Origin of the sequence: Porphyrobacter sp. YT40 (assembly GCF_006542605.1) — a bacterium.
Lineage (GTDB): Bacteria > Pseudomonadota > Alphaproteobacteria > Sphingomonadales > Sphingomonadaceae > Erythrobacter.
Window position 1 is genome coordinate 1,717,862 of sequence record NZ_CP041222.1, and the last position, 15,971, is coordinate 1,733,832.

12 protein-coding genes are annotated in these 15,971 nt (G+C 64.9%); 10 read left to right on the plus strand and 2 right to left on the minus strand.

The window, feature by feature from the left end; all coding sequences use genetic code 11:
* The first annotated feature begins 17 nt into the window (after positions 1 to 17).
* A complete protein-coding gene (locus tag E2E27_RS08005) occupies positions 18 to 1,802 on the plus strand; it encodes an IlvD/Edd family dehydratase (protein ID WP_141458448.1) in 1,785 nt (594 codons plus the stop codon).
* Between the two features lie 8 nt (positions 1,803 to 1,810).
* Here E2E27_RS08005 and E2E27_RS08010 read toward each other — a convergent pair whose 3' ends face one another.
* A complete protein-coding gene (locus E2E27_RS08010; RefSeq protein ID WP_234036241.1) occupies positions 1,811 to 2,515 on the minus strand; it encodes a FadR/GntR family transcriptional regulator in 705 nt (234 codons plus the stop codon).
* 329 nt (positions 2,516 to 2,844) lie between these two features.
* Here E2E27_RS08010 and E2E27_RS08015 point away from each other — a divergent pair, with 329 nt between their 5' ends.
* The 4 genes from E2E27_RS08015 to E2E27_RS08030 are packed head-to-tail and all read left to right on the plus strand — an operon-like array spanning position 2,845 to position 6,315.
* Positions 2,845 to 3,792, plus strand: a complete 948-nt coding sequence (locus E2E27_RS08015) for a family 43 glycosylhydrolase (protein ID WP_234036242.1) — start codon at positions 2,845 to 2,847, stop codon at positions 3,790 to 3,792.
* Complete coding sequence (locus tag E2E27_RS08020) at positions 3,789 to 4,409, plus strand: beta-xylosidase family glycoside hydrolase (protein ID WP_141458451.1); 621 nt, start codon at positions 3,789 to 3,791, stop codon at positions 4,407 to 4,409. Before E2E27_RS08015 ends, E2E27_RS08020 begins: the two co-directional genes overlap by 4 nt.
* A complete protein-coding gene (araD1, locus tag E2E27_RS08025; RefSeq protein WP_141458452.1) occupies positions 4,406 to 5,395 on the plus strand; it encodes an AraD1 family protein in 990 nt (329 codons plus the stop codon). The genes E2E27_RS08020 and araD1 overlap by 4 nt, the downstream gene beginning before the upstream one ends.
* A complete protein-coding gene (locus tag E2E27_RS08030; protein ID WP_141458453.1) occupies positions 5,392 to 6,315 on the plus strand; it encodes a Gfo/Idh/MocA family protein in 924 nt (307 codons plus the stop codon). Before araD1 ends, E2E27_RS08030 begins: the two co-directional genes overlap by 4 nt.
* An 18-nt stretch (positions 6,316 to 6,333) precedes the next feature.
* Here the strand turns inward: E2E27_RS08030 and E2E27_RS08035 are convergent, their stop codons facing one another.
* Positions 6,334 to 7,482: an aldose epimerase family protein gene (locus E2E27_RS08035; RefSeq protein WP_141458454.1), complete on the minus strand. Its 1,149-nt coding sequence runs from the start codon at positions 7,480 to 7,482 to the stop codon at positions 6,334 to 6,336.
* A 155-nt stretch (positions 7,483 to 7,637) separates the two neighbouring features.
* Between E2E27_RS08035 and E2E27_RS08040 the strand changes: the two genes are divergently transcribed.
* The 5 genes from E2E27_RS08040 to E2E27_RS08060 all read left to right on the plus strand — a co-directional run bounded on the left by E2E27_RS08040 (position 7,638) and on the right by E2E27_RS08060 (position 15,897).
* Complete coding sequence (locus E2E27_RS08040) at positions 7,638 to 9,119, plus strand: alpha-N-arabinofuranosidase (RefSeq protein ID WP_181443625.1); 1,482 nt, start codon at positions 7,638 to 7,640, stop codon at positions 9,117 to 9,119.
* A gap of 43 nt (positions 9,120 to 9,162) precedes the next feature.
* On the plus strand, positions 9,163 to 10,092 hold the full coding sequence (locus E2E27_RS08045) for an alpha/beta hydrolase (protein ID WP_141458456.1): 930 nt from the start codon (positions 9,163 to 9,165) through the stop codon (positions 10,090 to 10,092).
* Between the two features lie 251 nt (positions 10,093 to 10,343).
* Positions 10,344 to 11,393 (plus strand): efflux RND transporter periplasmic adaptor subunit, encoded by a 1,050-nt coding sequence (locus E2E27_RS08050; RefSeq protein ID WP_141458457.1) that lies wholly within the window; start codon positions 10,344 to 10,346, stop codon positions 11,391 to 11,393.
* Complete coding sequence (locus E2E27_RS08055) at positions 11,393 to 14,509, plus strand: efflux RND transporter permease subunit (RefSeq protein ID WP_141458458.1); 3,117 nt, start codon at positions 11,393 to 11,395, stop codon at positions 14,507 to 14,509. Before E2E27_RS08050 ends, E2E27_RS08055 begins: the two co-directional genes overlap by 1 nt.
* Positions 14,506 to 15,897, plus strand: coding sequence for a TolC family protein (locus E2E27_RS08060; protein WP_234036243.1), 1,392 nt, complete (start codon positions 14,506 to 14,508; stop codon positions 15,895 to 15,897). The genes E2E27_RS08055 and E2E27_RS08060 overlap by 4 nt, the downstream gene beginning before the upstream one ends.
* Positions 15,898 to 15,971 lie beyond the last annotated feature (74 nt).

Here is a 15,971-nt window from a genome sequence, read left to right on the forward strand (position 1 = left end):
CCGGCAGGGAAGGAAAAATGACTCGCAAACTCCGCAGCAAGGCCTGGTTCGACAATCCCGACAACATCGACATGACCGCACTTTATCTGGAGCGGTATCTGAATTTCGGGCTCAGCATTGACGAGTTGCGATCCGGCAAGCCGATCATCGGGATCGCGCAGACCGGCAGCGACCTGTCGCCGTGCAACCGGCATCACCTCGTGCTGGCAGAGCGCATCCGCGAAGGCATTCGCGAGGCAGGCGGCATCGTGCTGGAATTTCCGGTTCACCCGATCCAGGAAACCGGAAAGCGCCCTACTGCGGCGCTGGACCGCAACCTGGCCTATCTCGCGCTGGTCGAGCTGCTTTACGGCTATCCGATCGACGGCGTGGTGCTGACGACCGGCTGCGACAAGACCACGCCCGCCTGCCTTATGGCGGCGGCGACGGTGGACATTCCCGCCATCGCGCTATCGGTCGGGCCGATGCTCAACGGCTATCACAAGGGGGAGCGCACCGGTTCCGGAACCATCGTTTGGAAAGCGCGCGAGCTGCTGGCCGAGGGCAAGATCGACGATACCGATTTCATCCGGATGGTCGCGAGCAGCGCGCCCTCCACCGGCTACTGCAACACGATGGGCACGGCGACGACGATGAATTCGCTGGCCGAAGCATTGGGCATGATGTTGCCGGGCAGCGCCGCGATCCCGGCGCCCTACCGCGACCGACAGGAAGCGGCCTACTTCACCGGCAAGCGCATCGTCGCTATGGTGGAGGAGGACATGAAGCCCTCCGACATCATGACGCGCGAAAGCTTCCTCAACGCCATCGTCGTCAATTCCGCCATCGGCGGATCGACCAATGCGCCGATCCACTTGGCGGCTCTGGCTCGGCACCTCGGCGTATCGCTGGAACTGAAGGACTGGCACGTTCATGGCCACGCCGTTCCGCTGCTGGTCAACATGCAACCGGCCGGCGAGTATCTGGGTGAAGACTATTACCGCGCGGGCGGGGTTCCTGCCGTGATCGCGCAATTGATCCGGCTGGGCCTGATCCACGAGGGCGCTCTGACCGTGAACGGCAAGACGATCGGCGAGAATTGCCGTTCAGCCACGATCGAGGACGAGCGCGTGATCCGGCCCGCGTCCGATCCGATCCGCGAGAATGCCGGCTTCCTTGTCCTTTCGGGAAACCTGTTCGACGCGGCGATCATGAAAACCAGCGTCATCGGCGAGGAATTCCGGGCACGCTACCTGTCCGATCCCGATGATCCCGATGCTTTCGAAGGGCCGGTGGTCGTGTTCGACGGCCCCGAAGACTACCACGCCCGCATCGACGATCCAGCGCTCGGCATTACCGATCGGCATATGCTGATCATTCGCGGGGTCGGGCCGGTTGGCTATCCCGGCGCGGCAGAAGTCGTGAACATGCGTCCTCCCGCCTATCTCCTGGCCGAAGGCGTCCATGCCCTGCCATGCATCGGCGACGGGCGGCAGTCAGGCACTTCGGCCAGTCCGTCGATTCTCAACGTATCGCCCGAAGCCGCGATCAACGGCGGCCTCGCTCTGGTGAAAACCGGCGACCGGCTACGCGTCGACCTGGCGCGCGCGGAGGTCAATCTGCTGGTCGAACCGGAAGAGCTCGACCGGCGGCGTGAGGAGCTGATGGCTGGCGGAGGATTCGCATATCCGGAATCACAGACCCCGTGGCAGGAAATCCAGCGCGCTCTCGTAGGGCAGATGGATAGCGGAGCGATCCTCGAAGGGGCAGAAAAATACCGGCAGATCGCGCGCACCAAGGGCCTACCGCGCGACAATCATTGACCGGTGCGTCAGGCGCGCTTTTGCGGGGGGGTGAAATCCTGCAAAGCCTGGTCGGTGTCCTGCCGGGCGAGCAGCAGCAGCTCCGCCATGGCCCGTTCGGCGGCGTCGGGGTCGCGCGCGTCGACGGCTTCCATCACGCGCTGATGATCGGGCACCGGGTCGCGCGACAGGCCGCCTGCGCGCTTCTTGAACAGGGTCGTATAAGCAACCGCCGCGCCGATGCTGGCGCCGAGCGATTGCATCACTTCGTTGCCGCAGGCTTCCAGCAGCGTTTCGTGGAACAACCGATCCGCATCGCGCCCGGCCCGTGAACGCAGGCCTTTGGCAGCCATGATCGCCAGCGCGTCCCGCATCCGTTGCGCCTGCTCGTCGGTGCGGCGCGTTGCAGCCAGCCGGGCGATGGCAGGTTCGACCACGCCGCGCATCTCGAACAGGTCGGCGACGAGGGAGGGGTCGGGGTGACCGGCGAAGGCCCAGCGCAGCACGTCCGGGTCGAGCAGATTCCAGCGCGATCTCTCAAGCACGCGGGTGCCCGTCTTGGGCCGGCTTTCGACCAGCCCCTTGCCCGCCAGCATCTTCACCGCTTCGCGATAGGTGCCGCGCGAGATGTCGAGCCGCTCCGCAGTTTCGACCTCGCCGGGCAGGGTATCTCCCACGCCTGCATTTCCCGTGACGATCAGTTCGCCCAGATAATCGAAGATCGCACCCCGCACGCGCCGACCGCTCGTTTTCGGAGTATCGTCAAACGCAGGCGCGCGCGATCTGCCGGGGACTTTGGTGTCCCGCTTGGTCGGCGCCGGGCTGGTTTGCTGTCGCATGATGCCATCTATGCGTCCCCCCGCCGGCAAATCAATCCGCCTGACACGTCAGGCCTGCGCGTTTCATGAAACTTTGACACTTCGATTTGTCGGAGTAATGAACGATTGGTTTGGAGAGAACGGCTGTGACAATGCAACGCTTGCGAGCATTCGGAGCAACGAAACGGCGTGCCATCACCGCGCTGGCGGTCTTGACGGCTGCCGCGCTGGCAAGCGGTTGCACGGTGGCTACCGCGCCTGTGGGACTGGCCAGATTTGCGAACGCTGGAAATCCCCTGATCCGGGATCGACACACGGCCGATCCCGCGCCGCTCGTCGTCGGCGACCGCCTTTACCTCTATGTCGGCCACGACGAAGCGCGCGGCGAGCAGATGTTCAACATCACCGAATGGCTCGCCTATTCGACCACCGACATGCAGGATTGGACCTATCACGGGCCGATCATGCGCCCGACCGATTTCAGCTGGGCCTCGCGCGATGCCTGGGCCAGCCAGGTGCACGAAAAGAACGGTCGCTTTTGGTTCTACACGGCGGTCGAGCATGACGAGGCGCAGGGCAGTCATGGCAAGGCCATCGGCGTCGCGGTGGCGGACAATCCGCTCGGCCCGTTCCGCGATGCTCTCGGCCGCCCGCTGGTGAAGAACGAAGATACCGCAGGGCCGCATCACTGGGACGATATCGACCCGACCGTGTGGACCGACGCCGATGGGAAAAGCTACCTCTTCTGGGGCAACGCCAACCTCTACATGGCCGAACTGGCGGACGACATGGTCAGCTTTGCCGGCCCGATCCGGCAGATCGCACTGCCGGATTTCGTCGAAGGGCCGTGGGTGTTCGAACGAGACGGCACCTACTACCTCGCCTATGCCTCGATGGATCAGCGGCTGGGCCCGGACGAGCGGATTTCCTATGCCACCGCTCCGTCGATCACCGGGCCATGGGTGCGGCGGGGTGAGATCACCGGCAGTGCCGCCAACAGCTTCACGATCCATCCCGGGATCGCGAAGTTCAAGGGCGAATGGTACCTGTTCTATCATGTCGGAACGCTGACGGTCGGGGATCAGCCGGGCGGTCTTGGCCGCCGTGCCGTTGCGGTCGAGCGGCTGCGTTTCGATCAGGAGGGCCGCATCCTTCCGGTCGAGCAGACACAGGCGGGAACTCTTGCACAGTGAAGCGCCTGCCGATGATTGCCGCGGTCTGCCTGTCGGGGGCCGTTCTTGCCGCTCAACCGGCACCGGTGGCGCGCTTCAGCGCGATTGTGATCACCAATGGGTCGGGCGTTGCTGTCGGGCATGATCGCATCGAGCTGACGGCAACAGCCAATCTATTGTCGGACGAAGCACCATCAATGCACGCCATTGCCGACCCCGGCGGCGACATGATTGCCGACGCGGTGCTCGATTATGCCGAGATTGCCGACGGCGACGTCGCCGGTCTCGCGGTCGTGCAGGATGGCGAGCGATGGATATCGCTGCAGACCGAGCCGATCACGCCGGCCGATCTGGTCGCGGTGCGGGTGCACGAAGCGGGCGATGTGGCCTATGCGGGACGACTGATCGCCACCGCGCCACTGCCCGGCAGCTTCGGCGACAAGGTGCGGTTGCGGATCGAGCGGCAGCGCGGCGAATACCGCTTCTATTTCGCCGCCATGGGCGGCGCGTGGCAGCCTTTGGCAAGCGCGCACCAGTCACGTTTCTCGATCAAATTCGACCCGTCTGGGCCGCCGACACGGATCGCTCTCCACGCTTTCGATGGCGGCGAACGGGATAAAGGAGATGATGCGCAATGATGCTTCTACAGCGCCGCACGCCGGGTGGGCGGCGGCAGGTTCTGGCAACGCTCGATGGCGAAACCGCGGTGGTCGAAGGGTTCGAATCGACGCTGGACTTGGCGACCCGTGCGATTGCCAGCGGAATTTCGCTTTCCAAAGCCGTGGCGCAGGCCGACAGGGGGGAGCGCGTCGACCCTGCTGAAGAACTGGCAGCCGGTCGGCTGCTTGCGCCCATCGATCACCCCGACACTGCCCATCTAACGCTTGCGGGCACCGGCCTTACCCATCTCGGCAGCGCGGAGGGGCGCGACCGGATGCACAAGGCCGCCGCCGCTGGCGATGCGACCGATTCCATGCGGATGTTCCTCGAAGGGCTCGAAGGCGGCAAGCCGGAGCCGGGCGTGATCGGCCAGCAGCCCGAATGGTTCTGGAAGGGCGATGGCCAGCACCTTGCCGGGCCGGGTGAAGCGCTCAGGGTTCCGCCCTATGCGCTCGACGGCGGGGAGGAGCCGGAGATTGCGGGCATCTACCTGATCGGGCCGGACGGCACGCCCTGTCGGCTGGGGTACTGCCTCGCCAACGAATATTCCGACCACGTCACCGAAAAGCACAATTACCTGTGGCTGGCGCATTCGAAATTGCGTCAGGCCTCGCTCGGTCCCGAACTCTATGTCGGCGCCTTGCCGCAGGATATTCGCGGCACCGCCCGCATTCGGCGCGGTGGCAGCTTGGCCTGGGAAAAGCCGTTCCTGACGGGCGAGGCGAACATGGCGCACACCATCGCCAACCTCGAACACCATCATTTCAAATATGATCTGTTCTGCCGCCCCGGCGACGTCCATGTTCATTTCTTCGGGACGTCGACCGCCAGTTTCGCCGATGGGTTCGCCACCCGCGACGGCGACACCTTCGAAATTGAAGCGCCGCCCTTCACCCTGCCGCTCATCAACACCTTGCGCGTATCGGCACAAGCCGACAAACCGGTGCGGGTGAGGACGCTGTGACCATTCGGATCGCCATCGTCGGGCTGGGCAAGATCGCCAGCGACCGGCACATTCCCGCGATAGATGGGGATGCCGGGTTTGTCTTGGCCGCGACGGTCGATCCGACCGCACAGCCGCGAGACGGCGTGCCCCACTTCGGCGATCTGGCGAGTCTGCTGGATAGCGATATCGCGATCGACGCGGTGGCTATCTGCACGCCGCCTCAGGCACGCTACGATCTGGCCCACATGGCGCTCGGCGCAGGTAAGCACGTGCTGGTCGAAAAGCCTCCGGCGGCGACCGTAACCGCGGCGCAGGCGCTCGCCGCCACCGCGCAGGAGAGCGGCGCGGTGCTGTTCGCCGCATGGCATTCGCGCTATGCCCACGGTGTCGCACCAGCGCGCGAATGGCTGCAGGGCAGGACCATCCTTGGCGTCGCCATCGACTGGCGCGAGGATGTGCGGGTGTGGCATCCGGGGCAGGACTGGATCTTCGCGCCCGGCGGCTTCGGCGTGTTCGACCCCGGCATCAATGCGCTGTCGATCGCGACACGCATCCTCCCCCGTCCGCTGATGGTGGAAGGCGGGCATCTCGCCGTGCCGGAAAATCGCGCTGCGCCCATCGCCGGAAATGTCCGGATGCTCGACACTGCCGGCGTGCCCGTTACCGTGACGCTGGATTTTTTGCAGGAAGGCCCGCAGACCTGGTATATCACTATCGACACCGACGAGGGAAGGTTGACCCTGTCGCAGGGTGGCCGGATCCTGCGCACGCCGGACGGCGAAAGCGAGGGGGACGACCGCGAATATGCGGAAATCTACGCCGCCTTCGCAAAGGCAGTCGCGGCCGGTCGCAGCGATGCCGACCTCACGCCGCTGCAACTGGTGGCCGACGCGTTCATGCGCTGTCGCAGCGTGGTCGCGCCGCCCTTCGACGGATAGGGCCTGCCCGTCTGTCGCTTACATCGCCGGAGCGGTGGACACGCGGTAGATCATCTGGTGACGATAGGGTTTGCCCGGATCGACCCGCGCGCTCGGGAAGTTCGCGTGGTTGGGCGCGTCGGGGAAGTTCTGCGGCTCCAGCGCGATCCCGTCGCCCATGCGATAGACCGTGTCGCCCTTGCCCACCACGGTTCCGACGAGGAAATTGCCCGAATAGAACTGCAAACCGGGTTCGGTGCTCAGCACTTCGAGCACGCGGCCCGATGCCGGGTGCACCAACCGCGCCGCGAGTTCGGGCTGCGCCGTGCGCCCCTTGTCGAGCGCCCAGTTGTGGTCATAGCCGCGGCCGATGACGATCTGCGGGTCTGTGGCGCCGCGCAAACCGTCCTCGATCCGGCGGGGCTGGCGGAAGTCGAAGACCGTGCCGGAGACCGGCGCTAGCTCGCCGGTGGGAATCAGCGCCTCGTCCACCGGGGTGTAGGTCTGCGCAGGCAGCATCAGCCAGTGATCCATCGCCCCCTGCGGCGCGCCGACGCCGGCCAGGTTGAACAGCGCGTGGTTGGTCATGTTGACGATCGTGGGCGCGTCGGTCGAAACCTCGAACAGGATGCCGAGGTCGCCCGCGTCGTCGAGCGTGTAGGTCACGCGCACTGCGGCGTTGCCGGGATAACCCTGATCGCCGTCGGGGCTGTCGAGCGTCATGACGACGCGCGCGACCGGGCCGTCCTTCACTTCCGCAATCCGCCACACGCGCTTGTCGAAGCCCTCGACCCCGCCATGGAGCGAATTGGCCGCGTCGTTCTGCGTCAGCTGAAAGCTGCGCCCGTCGAGCGAGAAGCGCCCGCCACCGATGCGGTTGGCATAGCGGCCCACGGTGACGCCGAAGTAATTCGGCAATGCTTCGTAATCCGCCGCATCGTCGTAGCCCAAGATAATGTCGCCGGGTCGACCATCCCGATCAGGCGCGACCAGCGACTGAAGCGTGGCGCCGTAACTGAGCACGCGGGCCGACACGCCGGCGCTGTTGGACAGGGTCACCGCTTCGATCGGGGTGCCGTCGGCCAGCGCACCGGCCATCGTGCGATGCGCTTCCGCCGCCATCGCGGGCGAGGCCGCCACGGCCATCGCACCCAATGCGGCAACGGCCGAAATCCACGCTTTGATCATCTCTCTTCCTCCCGAACCTTGCGCGTTTCTTTTGTCGGACAAATTCGTTCTTGCCTAGCCTGCATCCGCAGTGGCAGGGTTGGCCGCGAGAGAAAAAGGGAGAGGGTATGATGCGGTTGGGCAGCGCCTTGGCGGGTGCGTTGGTTTGCGCGGTCATGGCCATGCCGGCCGCCGCGCAGACGACGATCACCATCGAACGCGACAGCGAGATCGGCACGATCCAGCCGGAAGTATACGGCCAGTTCCTCGAACATCTGGGGACGCAGCTTTATGGCGGACTGTGGGTTGGCGAGGACAGCGACATCCCGAACACAGACGGCATTCGAGACGATGTGTTCGCCGCGCTGCAGAAGCTGAAAGTGCCGGTCATTCGCTGGCCCGGCGGGTGCTATGCAGACCTGTATCACTGGCGCGACGGCGTGGGAGAACGCACGCCGCGCGTGAATCTGGCCTGGGGCGGCACGGCGGAGCCCAACACCTTCGGCACGCACGAATTCTTCAATCTGGCCGAGCGGCTGGGCGCGAAGACCTATCTCAACGTCAATCTCGGCAGCGGGACGGTGAACGAGGCAGCCGATTGGCTGGAATACATCACCGGCAATGGTCAGACCGCGCTGGCGCAGGAGAGGCGGGCAAACGGACGCACCGCGCCGTGGAAGATCGATTACCTCTCGATCGGAAACGAGACCTGGGGCTGCGGCGGACGGATGCGGCCGGCCTACTACGCCGACCTCTATGCGCACTGGGCGAGCTTCATGACCGTCGACGGGGAAAAGCCCGTGATGATCGTCGCTGGCGCCCATGACGGCAACCCGGAGTTCTCCGACGAAGTGCTCGATCATCCGATGATCGGAGAGGTGTCGAAGGGTATCTCGCTGCATTACTATACGCTTCCCACCAGCGACTGGTCGCGCAAGGGCGCGGCCACCGGCTTTCCCGAAAGCGAATGGGCGTCCACGCTGGAACGGACACTGCGCATGGACGGGCTGATCGCCAGCTCGATCGCGATGATCGACAGCCACGAAAAGCTGCCCGACGATTACGGGCTCTACATTGACGAGTGGGGAACTTGGTTCGACGAGACCAAGGGGCGTTCCTCGCTGTGGCAGGAAAACACGATCCGCGATGGCGTGGTCGCCGCGCTGAACCTCAACATCTTTCACAAATATGCCGATCGCGTGCCGATGACCAACATCGCGCAGATGGTGAACGTGCTGCAGGCGATGATCCTCGTCGATGGGGAGCGGATGACGCTGACGCCGACCTATCACGTCTTCGAAATGTATGTGCCCTTCCAGAACGCGCAATCGCTGCGCGTGGCGATGGACAGCCCGACCTACAGCAATGGCAAGATCAGCGTTCCGGCGCTGTCCGCATCGGCGGGCCGGATGAAGGACGGCAGGCTCGCGATTGCGCTGGTCAATGCCGATCCGGCCGCCGCCCATGCCATCGCTATTCCCCGCAAAGCGGGCGAGCGCGCGGCGGGCCGGATATTGTCCGGAGACGCGATGGATTCGCGCAACACCGCCACAGCGCCCGATGCTGTCGCGCCCCGGCAGGCCACGATCCGGCAGGACGGCAACCGCTTCACTGCCGTGCTCCCGGCGCGGTCCGTGTCCGTATGGATTGTCGGCTGAAGCCTGCGCCAACCGACCAAATTCTACCGCGAGGATCATCTCGATGAGGAATATCTTCAGTGCCCTGATCTCCGCCTGCCTGCTGGCGGCGCCTCTCCACGCTGCCGCTGCGCAGGACGGAACGATGTATCCCATGGAGGCACCGGCAGAGCCCGATGCCATTCCCCTGAACACGGGCGGCGTCGCGAACCAGCCGGCGGAAGAAAGCTGGTTCCGGCAGTGGGGCGATCCGATGGCGCGCAACATTTCCACCGCCACGCTGACGCCGTTCCTGCCCGACCCGGCGATCGCCAATGGCTCGGCTGTGATCGTCGCACCGGGAGGGGGCTTCCGCTGGCTTTCGATGGGCAACGAAGGCTGGGAGGTCGCACGCGCGCTCAACGAACGCGGGATTGCCGCCTTCGTGCTCAAGTATCGCCTGTTCCCGACCGCGCCGACGCTCGAGCAGTTCGGTGCCGAGATGAACCGGACGTTCGCCGACGCGGCAGCGACGGAGAATGAAGGCGCGGAGGCGCGGCCTGCACGCCGGATGGGATGGGACCTGTCGAACCAGCAGGCGGATGCCGAGGCGGCCTACGCCCTGATCGCGGCGCGCGCCGACGAATGGAACGTCGACATGTCGCGGTTGGGCATGATGGGCTTTTCCGGCGGCGCCGGCCTGACCATGCACGTCACGCTCAATTCGGAAAAGATGGATCTCGCCTTCATCGCGCCGATCTATGGCGGAATGGATGCCGTCCAAGTGCCTGCCGATGCGCCGCCGATGTTCGTCGCCATCGCCGCCGATGATTTCCTCTACGGCGGCACGACCGGCCTGATCCAGTCGTGGTACGAAGCGAAACGCCCTGTGGAATTCCACCTCTACCAGAACGGCGGACACGGTTTTGGCCTCGGCAACCCCGACCGGACGAGCAACCGCTGGTTCGACGCCTTTGTCCACTGGCTGGACGTGAATGGTTTCATGACTGGATAACAGACCGCAGGTTCGGCCCGGGAACACCTGGCTTGACCGACCGAAATCCATGGCAACTCTTTGTGATCGGCCCACGATCGCTCGAACGGCTGCCTCGGCGCGCGCCGCCTACCCGGCCGTTGCGGGACGAGTTTGCGTCGCTCATCCACACGCCGGATGCGCCATCTGCGAACGCGTAATCTTGCAGGAACACAACGCACAACTTGTGGGTTGGTCTAAGTTGAAACACCGATACGAGACACCTTCCGAGAATGTTTAGGTATTTGTTGTTGGCGGCGGTCGCCGCCTTGGCCGCCTGTTCGGCTGGCGATGATCGACCCGCGGATCGTGAGGTTGTGGTCGTGGCCGAGCCGGTAAGGTTCCTGCCGGATGAGAACATCCTGGAAGCCGTAGGCACCGCCCGAGCAGCGCGCTCGGCTGAAATCTATGCCGAAGTCTCCGGCCGGGTGACGGCAGTGCGGTTCGAACCCGGGGGGTTTGTCCGCGCAGGTCAGGTGCTGATCGAGCTGGATGCAAGGCGGGAGCGGCTGGCGCTCAAATTGGCAGAAGTTCGGGTCGAAGAAGCCCGTCAGCTGCTCGGCCGTTACCGCCGGATCGAAGACACCGGGGCGCTCTCGGACAGCCAGATCGAAGCCGGAGAAACCGCGCTCGCCGCCGCGCAGATCGAACGCGACCAAGCCGCTGTCGCCTTGGCAGAGCGCACGATCCGGTCACCCTTTGCCGGGCATGTGAGCTTCTCCGAAATCGACCCCGGCGACCGCGTGACGCCCGAAACGCTGATCGCCCAGATCGACCAGCGCAGCCGCCTGTTCGTGGATTTCAACGCGCCCGAAGCGGTATTCAATCGCCTGAGCAAAGGGGAAAGCGTAGACTTGGTGCCCTTTTCCGAGCCCGACTCCGCGATCACCAGCACCATCGAAGCGGTCGACAGCACGATCGAGCAGGAACAGCGCAGCTATGTCGCACGGGTCGCGATCGATAATCGTGGTGACCGCTTCCGCCCCGGTATGAGCTTCAGCGTGCGTTTCACCGATACCGGCCCGATGCGCCCGGCCGTGCCCGAAGCGGCGGTGATGTGGACCGGGGAGGGCTCTTCGGTGTTCGCGGTGCGTGAAGGCAAGGCCGTGCGGGTGCCGGTCTCGATCACCTCGCGGCGGGAAGGCACCGTGCTGCTCGACGGCAAGATCGGGCCCGACACGCGGATCATCATCGAAGGTGTGCAGAAAGTGCGGGAAGGGCAGGCGGTGCGCCTGATCGAGCAGGCAAGGCCCGCCCCGGCCAAGGTCGAGGTGGCCGGCTGATGACCCGCAGCGATCTCCCGCTCCTGGCCGTAAAGCGGCCGCTGCTGGTCGGGGTGCTCAACCTGTTGATCGTCATCGCCGGCGCGGCGGCCCTACTGGGCAGCGAGGTTCGCGAATTGCCCAATGTCGACCGGCCGATTGTCACCGTCAGCGCGACCCTGCCCGGCGGCGCGCCCGAGACGATGGATTCCGAAGTCACGTCCGTGCTCGAAAACGCAGCCGCGCGGGTCAGCGGCGTGCGGCAGATCAGCTCCTCAAGCGAAGAGAACAACACCCGCATCCGCATCGAGTTCAACCCGGGTGTCGACCTCGACACCGCCGCTTCCGACGTTCGCGAGGCCGTCAGCCGGGTCACGCGCGAGCTGCCTGAGCGCACCGAGCAGGTGCGGGTGGTCAAGGCCGATCAGGATGCCGAAGCGATCATGACGCTTGCGGTGGAGAGCAACGCCTACGACGTCGCAGAGCTTACCCGCATCGTCGAGAACGACATCATCCCCGAACTGCTCGCAGCCGAAGGGGTTGCCAGCATCGAGCCTTTCGGCACGCGCGAAACGCAGCTGCGAGTGGCGGTCGATCCGGCGCTGCTGGCGCGGTATCGTCTGACCATGAGCGACGTGTCCGCCGCGCTCGCACAGGCGCCGTTCGATACGCCGGTGGGCTCGTTCAACTCGGACGCACAAACGCTGATCGTGCGCGCCGAGGCGACCGCCGACACGCCCGAGCGCATCAAGTCCGTGGTCGTGCAGGGTGAGGTGACGATCGGCGATGTGGCCGAAGCCTTCTTCGCTCCGGCCGATGCCACATCCTACGTGCGGCTCAACGGGAATCCGGTGATCGGACTGGGCGTGATCCGTCAGGCCAATTCCAACACCATTGCCATTTCCGACCAGACCCGCGCGGCGGCCGAGCGGCTCGATGCGCGTTTCGACGACATCAGCGTCACAGTGATTTCCGACGACGCGACCTTCATTCGCGTGTCGGTGGAGGAAGTGCTGGTCACGCTCGTCATCACCGTGGCGGTGGTGATGCTAGTGATCTTCCTGTTCTTCGGTCACCTCAAGCCGACGCTGATCCCCTGCACTGCGATTCCGGTCGCCTTGGTAGGCGTGGTGGCCGGCATCTGGGCCTTCGGGTTCTCGATCAACCTGCTGACCCTGCTTGCGCTGGTGCTGGCGACCGGGCTGGTGGTCGATGATGCGATCGTGGTGCTGGAAAACGCGCAGCGGCTGCAGAAGGAAAAGGGATTGGGGCGCAAGGCAGCGGCGGTGCTGGGGACGCGGCAGGTCTATTTTGCAGTCATCGCAACCACTGCGGTGCTGGTGTCGGTGTTTGTACCGATCAGCTTCCTGCCGTCCGAAACCGGGCGCCTGTTCCGCGAATTCGGTTTCGTGCTGGCGATGGCCGTGATCCTGTCCACCTTCGTGGCGGTGTCGCTCGTGCCCGCGCTGGCCGCCCGGATCGATCTTTCCGGCGACGGGGCAGAGCCCAACCCACGGCTTCAGGCCCATGCCGAACGCTTTGCCGAGCGATATGACCGCATGGTGGCCCGATGTATCGCGCGCCCATGGCTGGTTGTGGGGGCATCGCTGCTGGCGCTGGTGGGTGCGGGCCTGGTCTATACGCAGATTGAGGAGGAACTGGTGCCCGACGAAGACCGCGCGACCGCGTATGTCTGGGCGCGCGGGCCCGACGGCGTGGGCCTTGCCTACATGGACCGCGAACTGGACGAGATCGAAGCGATCCTCGATCCGCTGGAAGAGAGTGGGGAGATCCAATCGACGCTCTCGATCGTCGGACGCTACGATCCCAATCTGATCCAGGTCACGGCCAACCTCGCCGACTGGGGGCAGCGTGATCGAAGCCAGAGCGACATCATCGCCGGTCTGGAGGAACCGTTGGAAGCGCTCCCCGGATCGAGCGCATCGGCGCGTGGCCGCTCCACCTTGGGAGGCGGCGGCGGCGGTGGTGGCGGCGAGATCGAGGTCGCGCTGACCGGCAACAGCTACGAAGGCATCTACCGTTCGGCCCGGGCGCTGGCCGACGCGATCGGGGCAGAATCGACAATCCTGTCCAATCCCGAACTGTCCTACCAGCCAACCCAGCCGCAGGTTTCGATCGCGATCGACAGGGAGCGGGTGGCAGAGCTGGGTGTCGATCTGGAAGAGGTCGCAGTAACGCTGCAGGCGATGGTCGATGGGACGGAGGTGGTCGATCTCAATATCGAAGATCAGGCAATCCCGATTTTCCTCACCGCCAAGACCGTGGCGATCACGCGGCCCGACGACCTCGGCAATCTCTATGTCCGCAGCGGCAGCGGCGGGCTGGTGCCCATTTCCTCGCTGACCCGCTTTAACGAAGAGGGCGTCGCCGCCGAACTCGACCGGACGGAGCAGCGCCGGGCGATCGAAGTCAGCGCATCGGTCGCTTCCGGCGTCCCGCTCGCCGAAGCCGTCGCCGAAATCCAGCGTCTGGGTGACAAGGTGCTGGCCGACGACATTGAGATCATCCTGCGGGGGGAAGCCGAACAGCTCGAAGAGAGCTCGCAGGAACTTCTGCTGACCTATGGCTTTGCGATCCTGATTGTGTTCCTGGTGCTGGTTGCGCAGTTCGAGAGCCTGGCGAGCCCGCTTGTGATCCTTGCCTCGATCCCCTTCGCGCTTGCCGCCGCGCTCTTCGCGCTTTTCATGTCGGGCACCTCGCTCAACATCTATTCGCAGATCGGGTTGGTGATGCTCATCGGGCTGATGGCCAAGAACGGTATTCTGATGGTCGAATTTGCCGACCAGCGCCGTGAGGAAGGCGCCGACGTCGCCGCCGCGATCCGCGAGGCTGCAACCATTCGCTTGCGGCCGATCGCGATGACGCTGATTTCGACCGTTCTTGGCGCGGTGCCGCTGGTTCTGGCCAGCGGAGCCGGAGCAGAAGCGCGGCAGGCGATCGGTTGGGTGATCTTTGGCGGGCTTGGCATCGCGGCAGTGTTCACGTTGCTGCTGGTGCCGGCGCTCTACACCTTGATCGCGCCGCTCAGCAGTCCGCGCCGGGTCGATCTGGCACGGCTGGAACGCGAATTGCGTGAGGACGAGGAAAGCACGGCTGCCGCCGGAGCAATGGCGTGAGACTGGTCAAGATCGCCTCTGCCACGGCCATCCTCATGCTCGCGGGCGCCTGCGCATCGCCGCGTATTCCCGTCGTGGAGCCGGGTGCGGGCATAGCTCTCCCGGCCGATTACTTTGCCGGTGCACGGCCCGAACCGGGGTTGGACGAGGTGTGGTGGAAGGGTTTTCGCGATCCGACACTTGATGCGCTGGTCAATCGGGCCCTGCTTCGCAACCAGTCGATCGAAGCTGCGCGTCAAAGGCTGGCGGCCGCCCGTGCCATCGTCTTGGCCGAAACCTCGGATTTTGTTCCGACTATCGACGGCGAGCTAGCAGGCGATGCTGCCTTCGACGACGGCGGACGCGTCGGCGACGGTGCGACGGCGGCGATCGGCGGGGTTTGGGTCGTCGATATCAACGGACGGCTGGCGGCCGAACGGGCAGCCGCAGTAGCCGCCGCCGATGGCGCCGCGCATTTCGTGGCCGATCAGCGCCGCTTGATCGCATCCGCCGTGGCAAGCCAGTATATCGAATTGAAACGCACCGCTTCCCGGCTGCGTTTGCTCGACGAATCGACCGATCTGCAGCGCCAGACGCTACGGATCGTGACCTTGCGGTATGAAGCAGGGCTGTCGTCCAATCTCGATGTCAGGCGCGCACGCGCAGACCTTGCCCGGACCGAGGCGCAACGTGGCCTGTTACTGCTGGCGCGAGCGCGGGCGGCCAACGCACTGGCGGTGCTGACAGGCGAGCCACCTGCGGGAATTCCCGAATTCGGAGCCGATGCCAGAGTTCCGAGCTTTGCCGCCGGCCCTGCAATCGGCGTTCCGGCAGACCTTTTGCGTCGACGGCCCGATCTGCTGCTGGCCGAGGCCGAGGTGGCTCAAGCTGCCGCGACGGTCGGGATCGAACGTGCCGATCTGCTCCCCGCTTTGTCACTGCCCGGCAACATCACCTTGGGCGGCGGGAGCGTAGACGGGCTGTTTTCGTCAGTCGTTGCAGGCCTGTCGGCGGTCTTGGGCATTCCGGTTCTCGACGGGGGGCGACGCCAAGCAGAAGTCCGGGCTGCCCAGAGCGAGCTCGAAGCCGAATTAGCAGATTACCGCCAGACCTTGCTCGAAGTGCTCGCCGAAACCGAAACCGCGCTGACCGCCATCAGCGCAGCCAAAGACCGGACTCGCGAATTTCAAAGCGCGGTAAGTGAAAGCGAAGCGGCGTTCGATCAGTCCAACGCGCTTTATCGCGAAGGTTTGGCTTCCTTGTTCGACGTTCTCGATGTGCAGCGACAGCTCATCTCGGGTCGCGAGGCGCTGATCGACGGCAATGCCGATCTGGCCCAGGCCTATGTGACGCTTTACACAGCCGTGGGCGGAGACGGAACCGATCCAGGCACATCCGATCAATCTTGAATTGCGCAATGGCGATTTCGTCCGGCGACCGCTCGCCGTAGTCACAAAAAAAGGGGCGGATGTCAGCTTGCGCC

Coding starts and splice junctions, on each gene's coding strand:
- araD1 (WP_141458452.1), top strand. CDS start 4,406: ATGATGCTTCTACAGCGCCGCACGCCGGGTGGGCGGCGGCAGGTTCTG.
- E2E27_RS08040 (WP_181443625.1), top strand. CDS start 7,638: ATGGCCATGCCGGCCGCCGCGCAGACGACGATCACCATCGAACGCGAC.
- E2E27_RS08045 (WP_141458456.1), top strand. CDS start 9,163: ATGAGGAATATCTTCAGTGCCCTGATCTCCGCCTGCCTGCTGGCGGCG.
- E2E27_RS08005 (WP_141458448.1), top strand. CDS start 18: ATGACTCGCAAACTCCGCAGCAAGGCCTGGTTCGACAATCCCGACAAC.
- E2E27_RS08035 (WP_141458454.1), bottom strand. CDS start 7,482: ATGATCAAAGCGTGGATTTCGGCCGTTGCCGCATTGGGTGCGATGGCC.
- E2E27_RS08055 (WP_141458458.1), top strand. CDS start 11,393: ATGACCCGCAGCGATCTCCCGCTCCTGGCCGTAAAGCGGCCGCTGCTG.
- E2E27_RS08050 (WP_141458457.1), top strand. CDS start 10,344: ATGTTTAGGTATTTGTTGTTGGCGGCGGTCGCCGCCTTGGCCGCCTGT.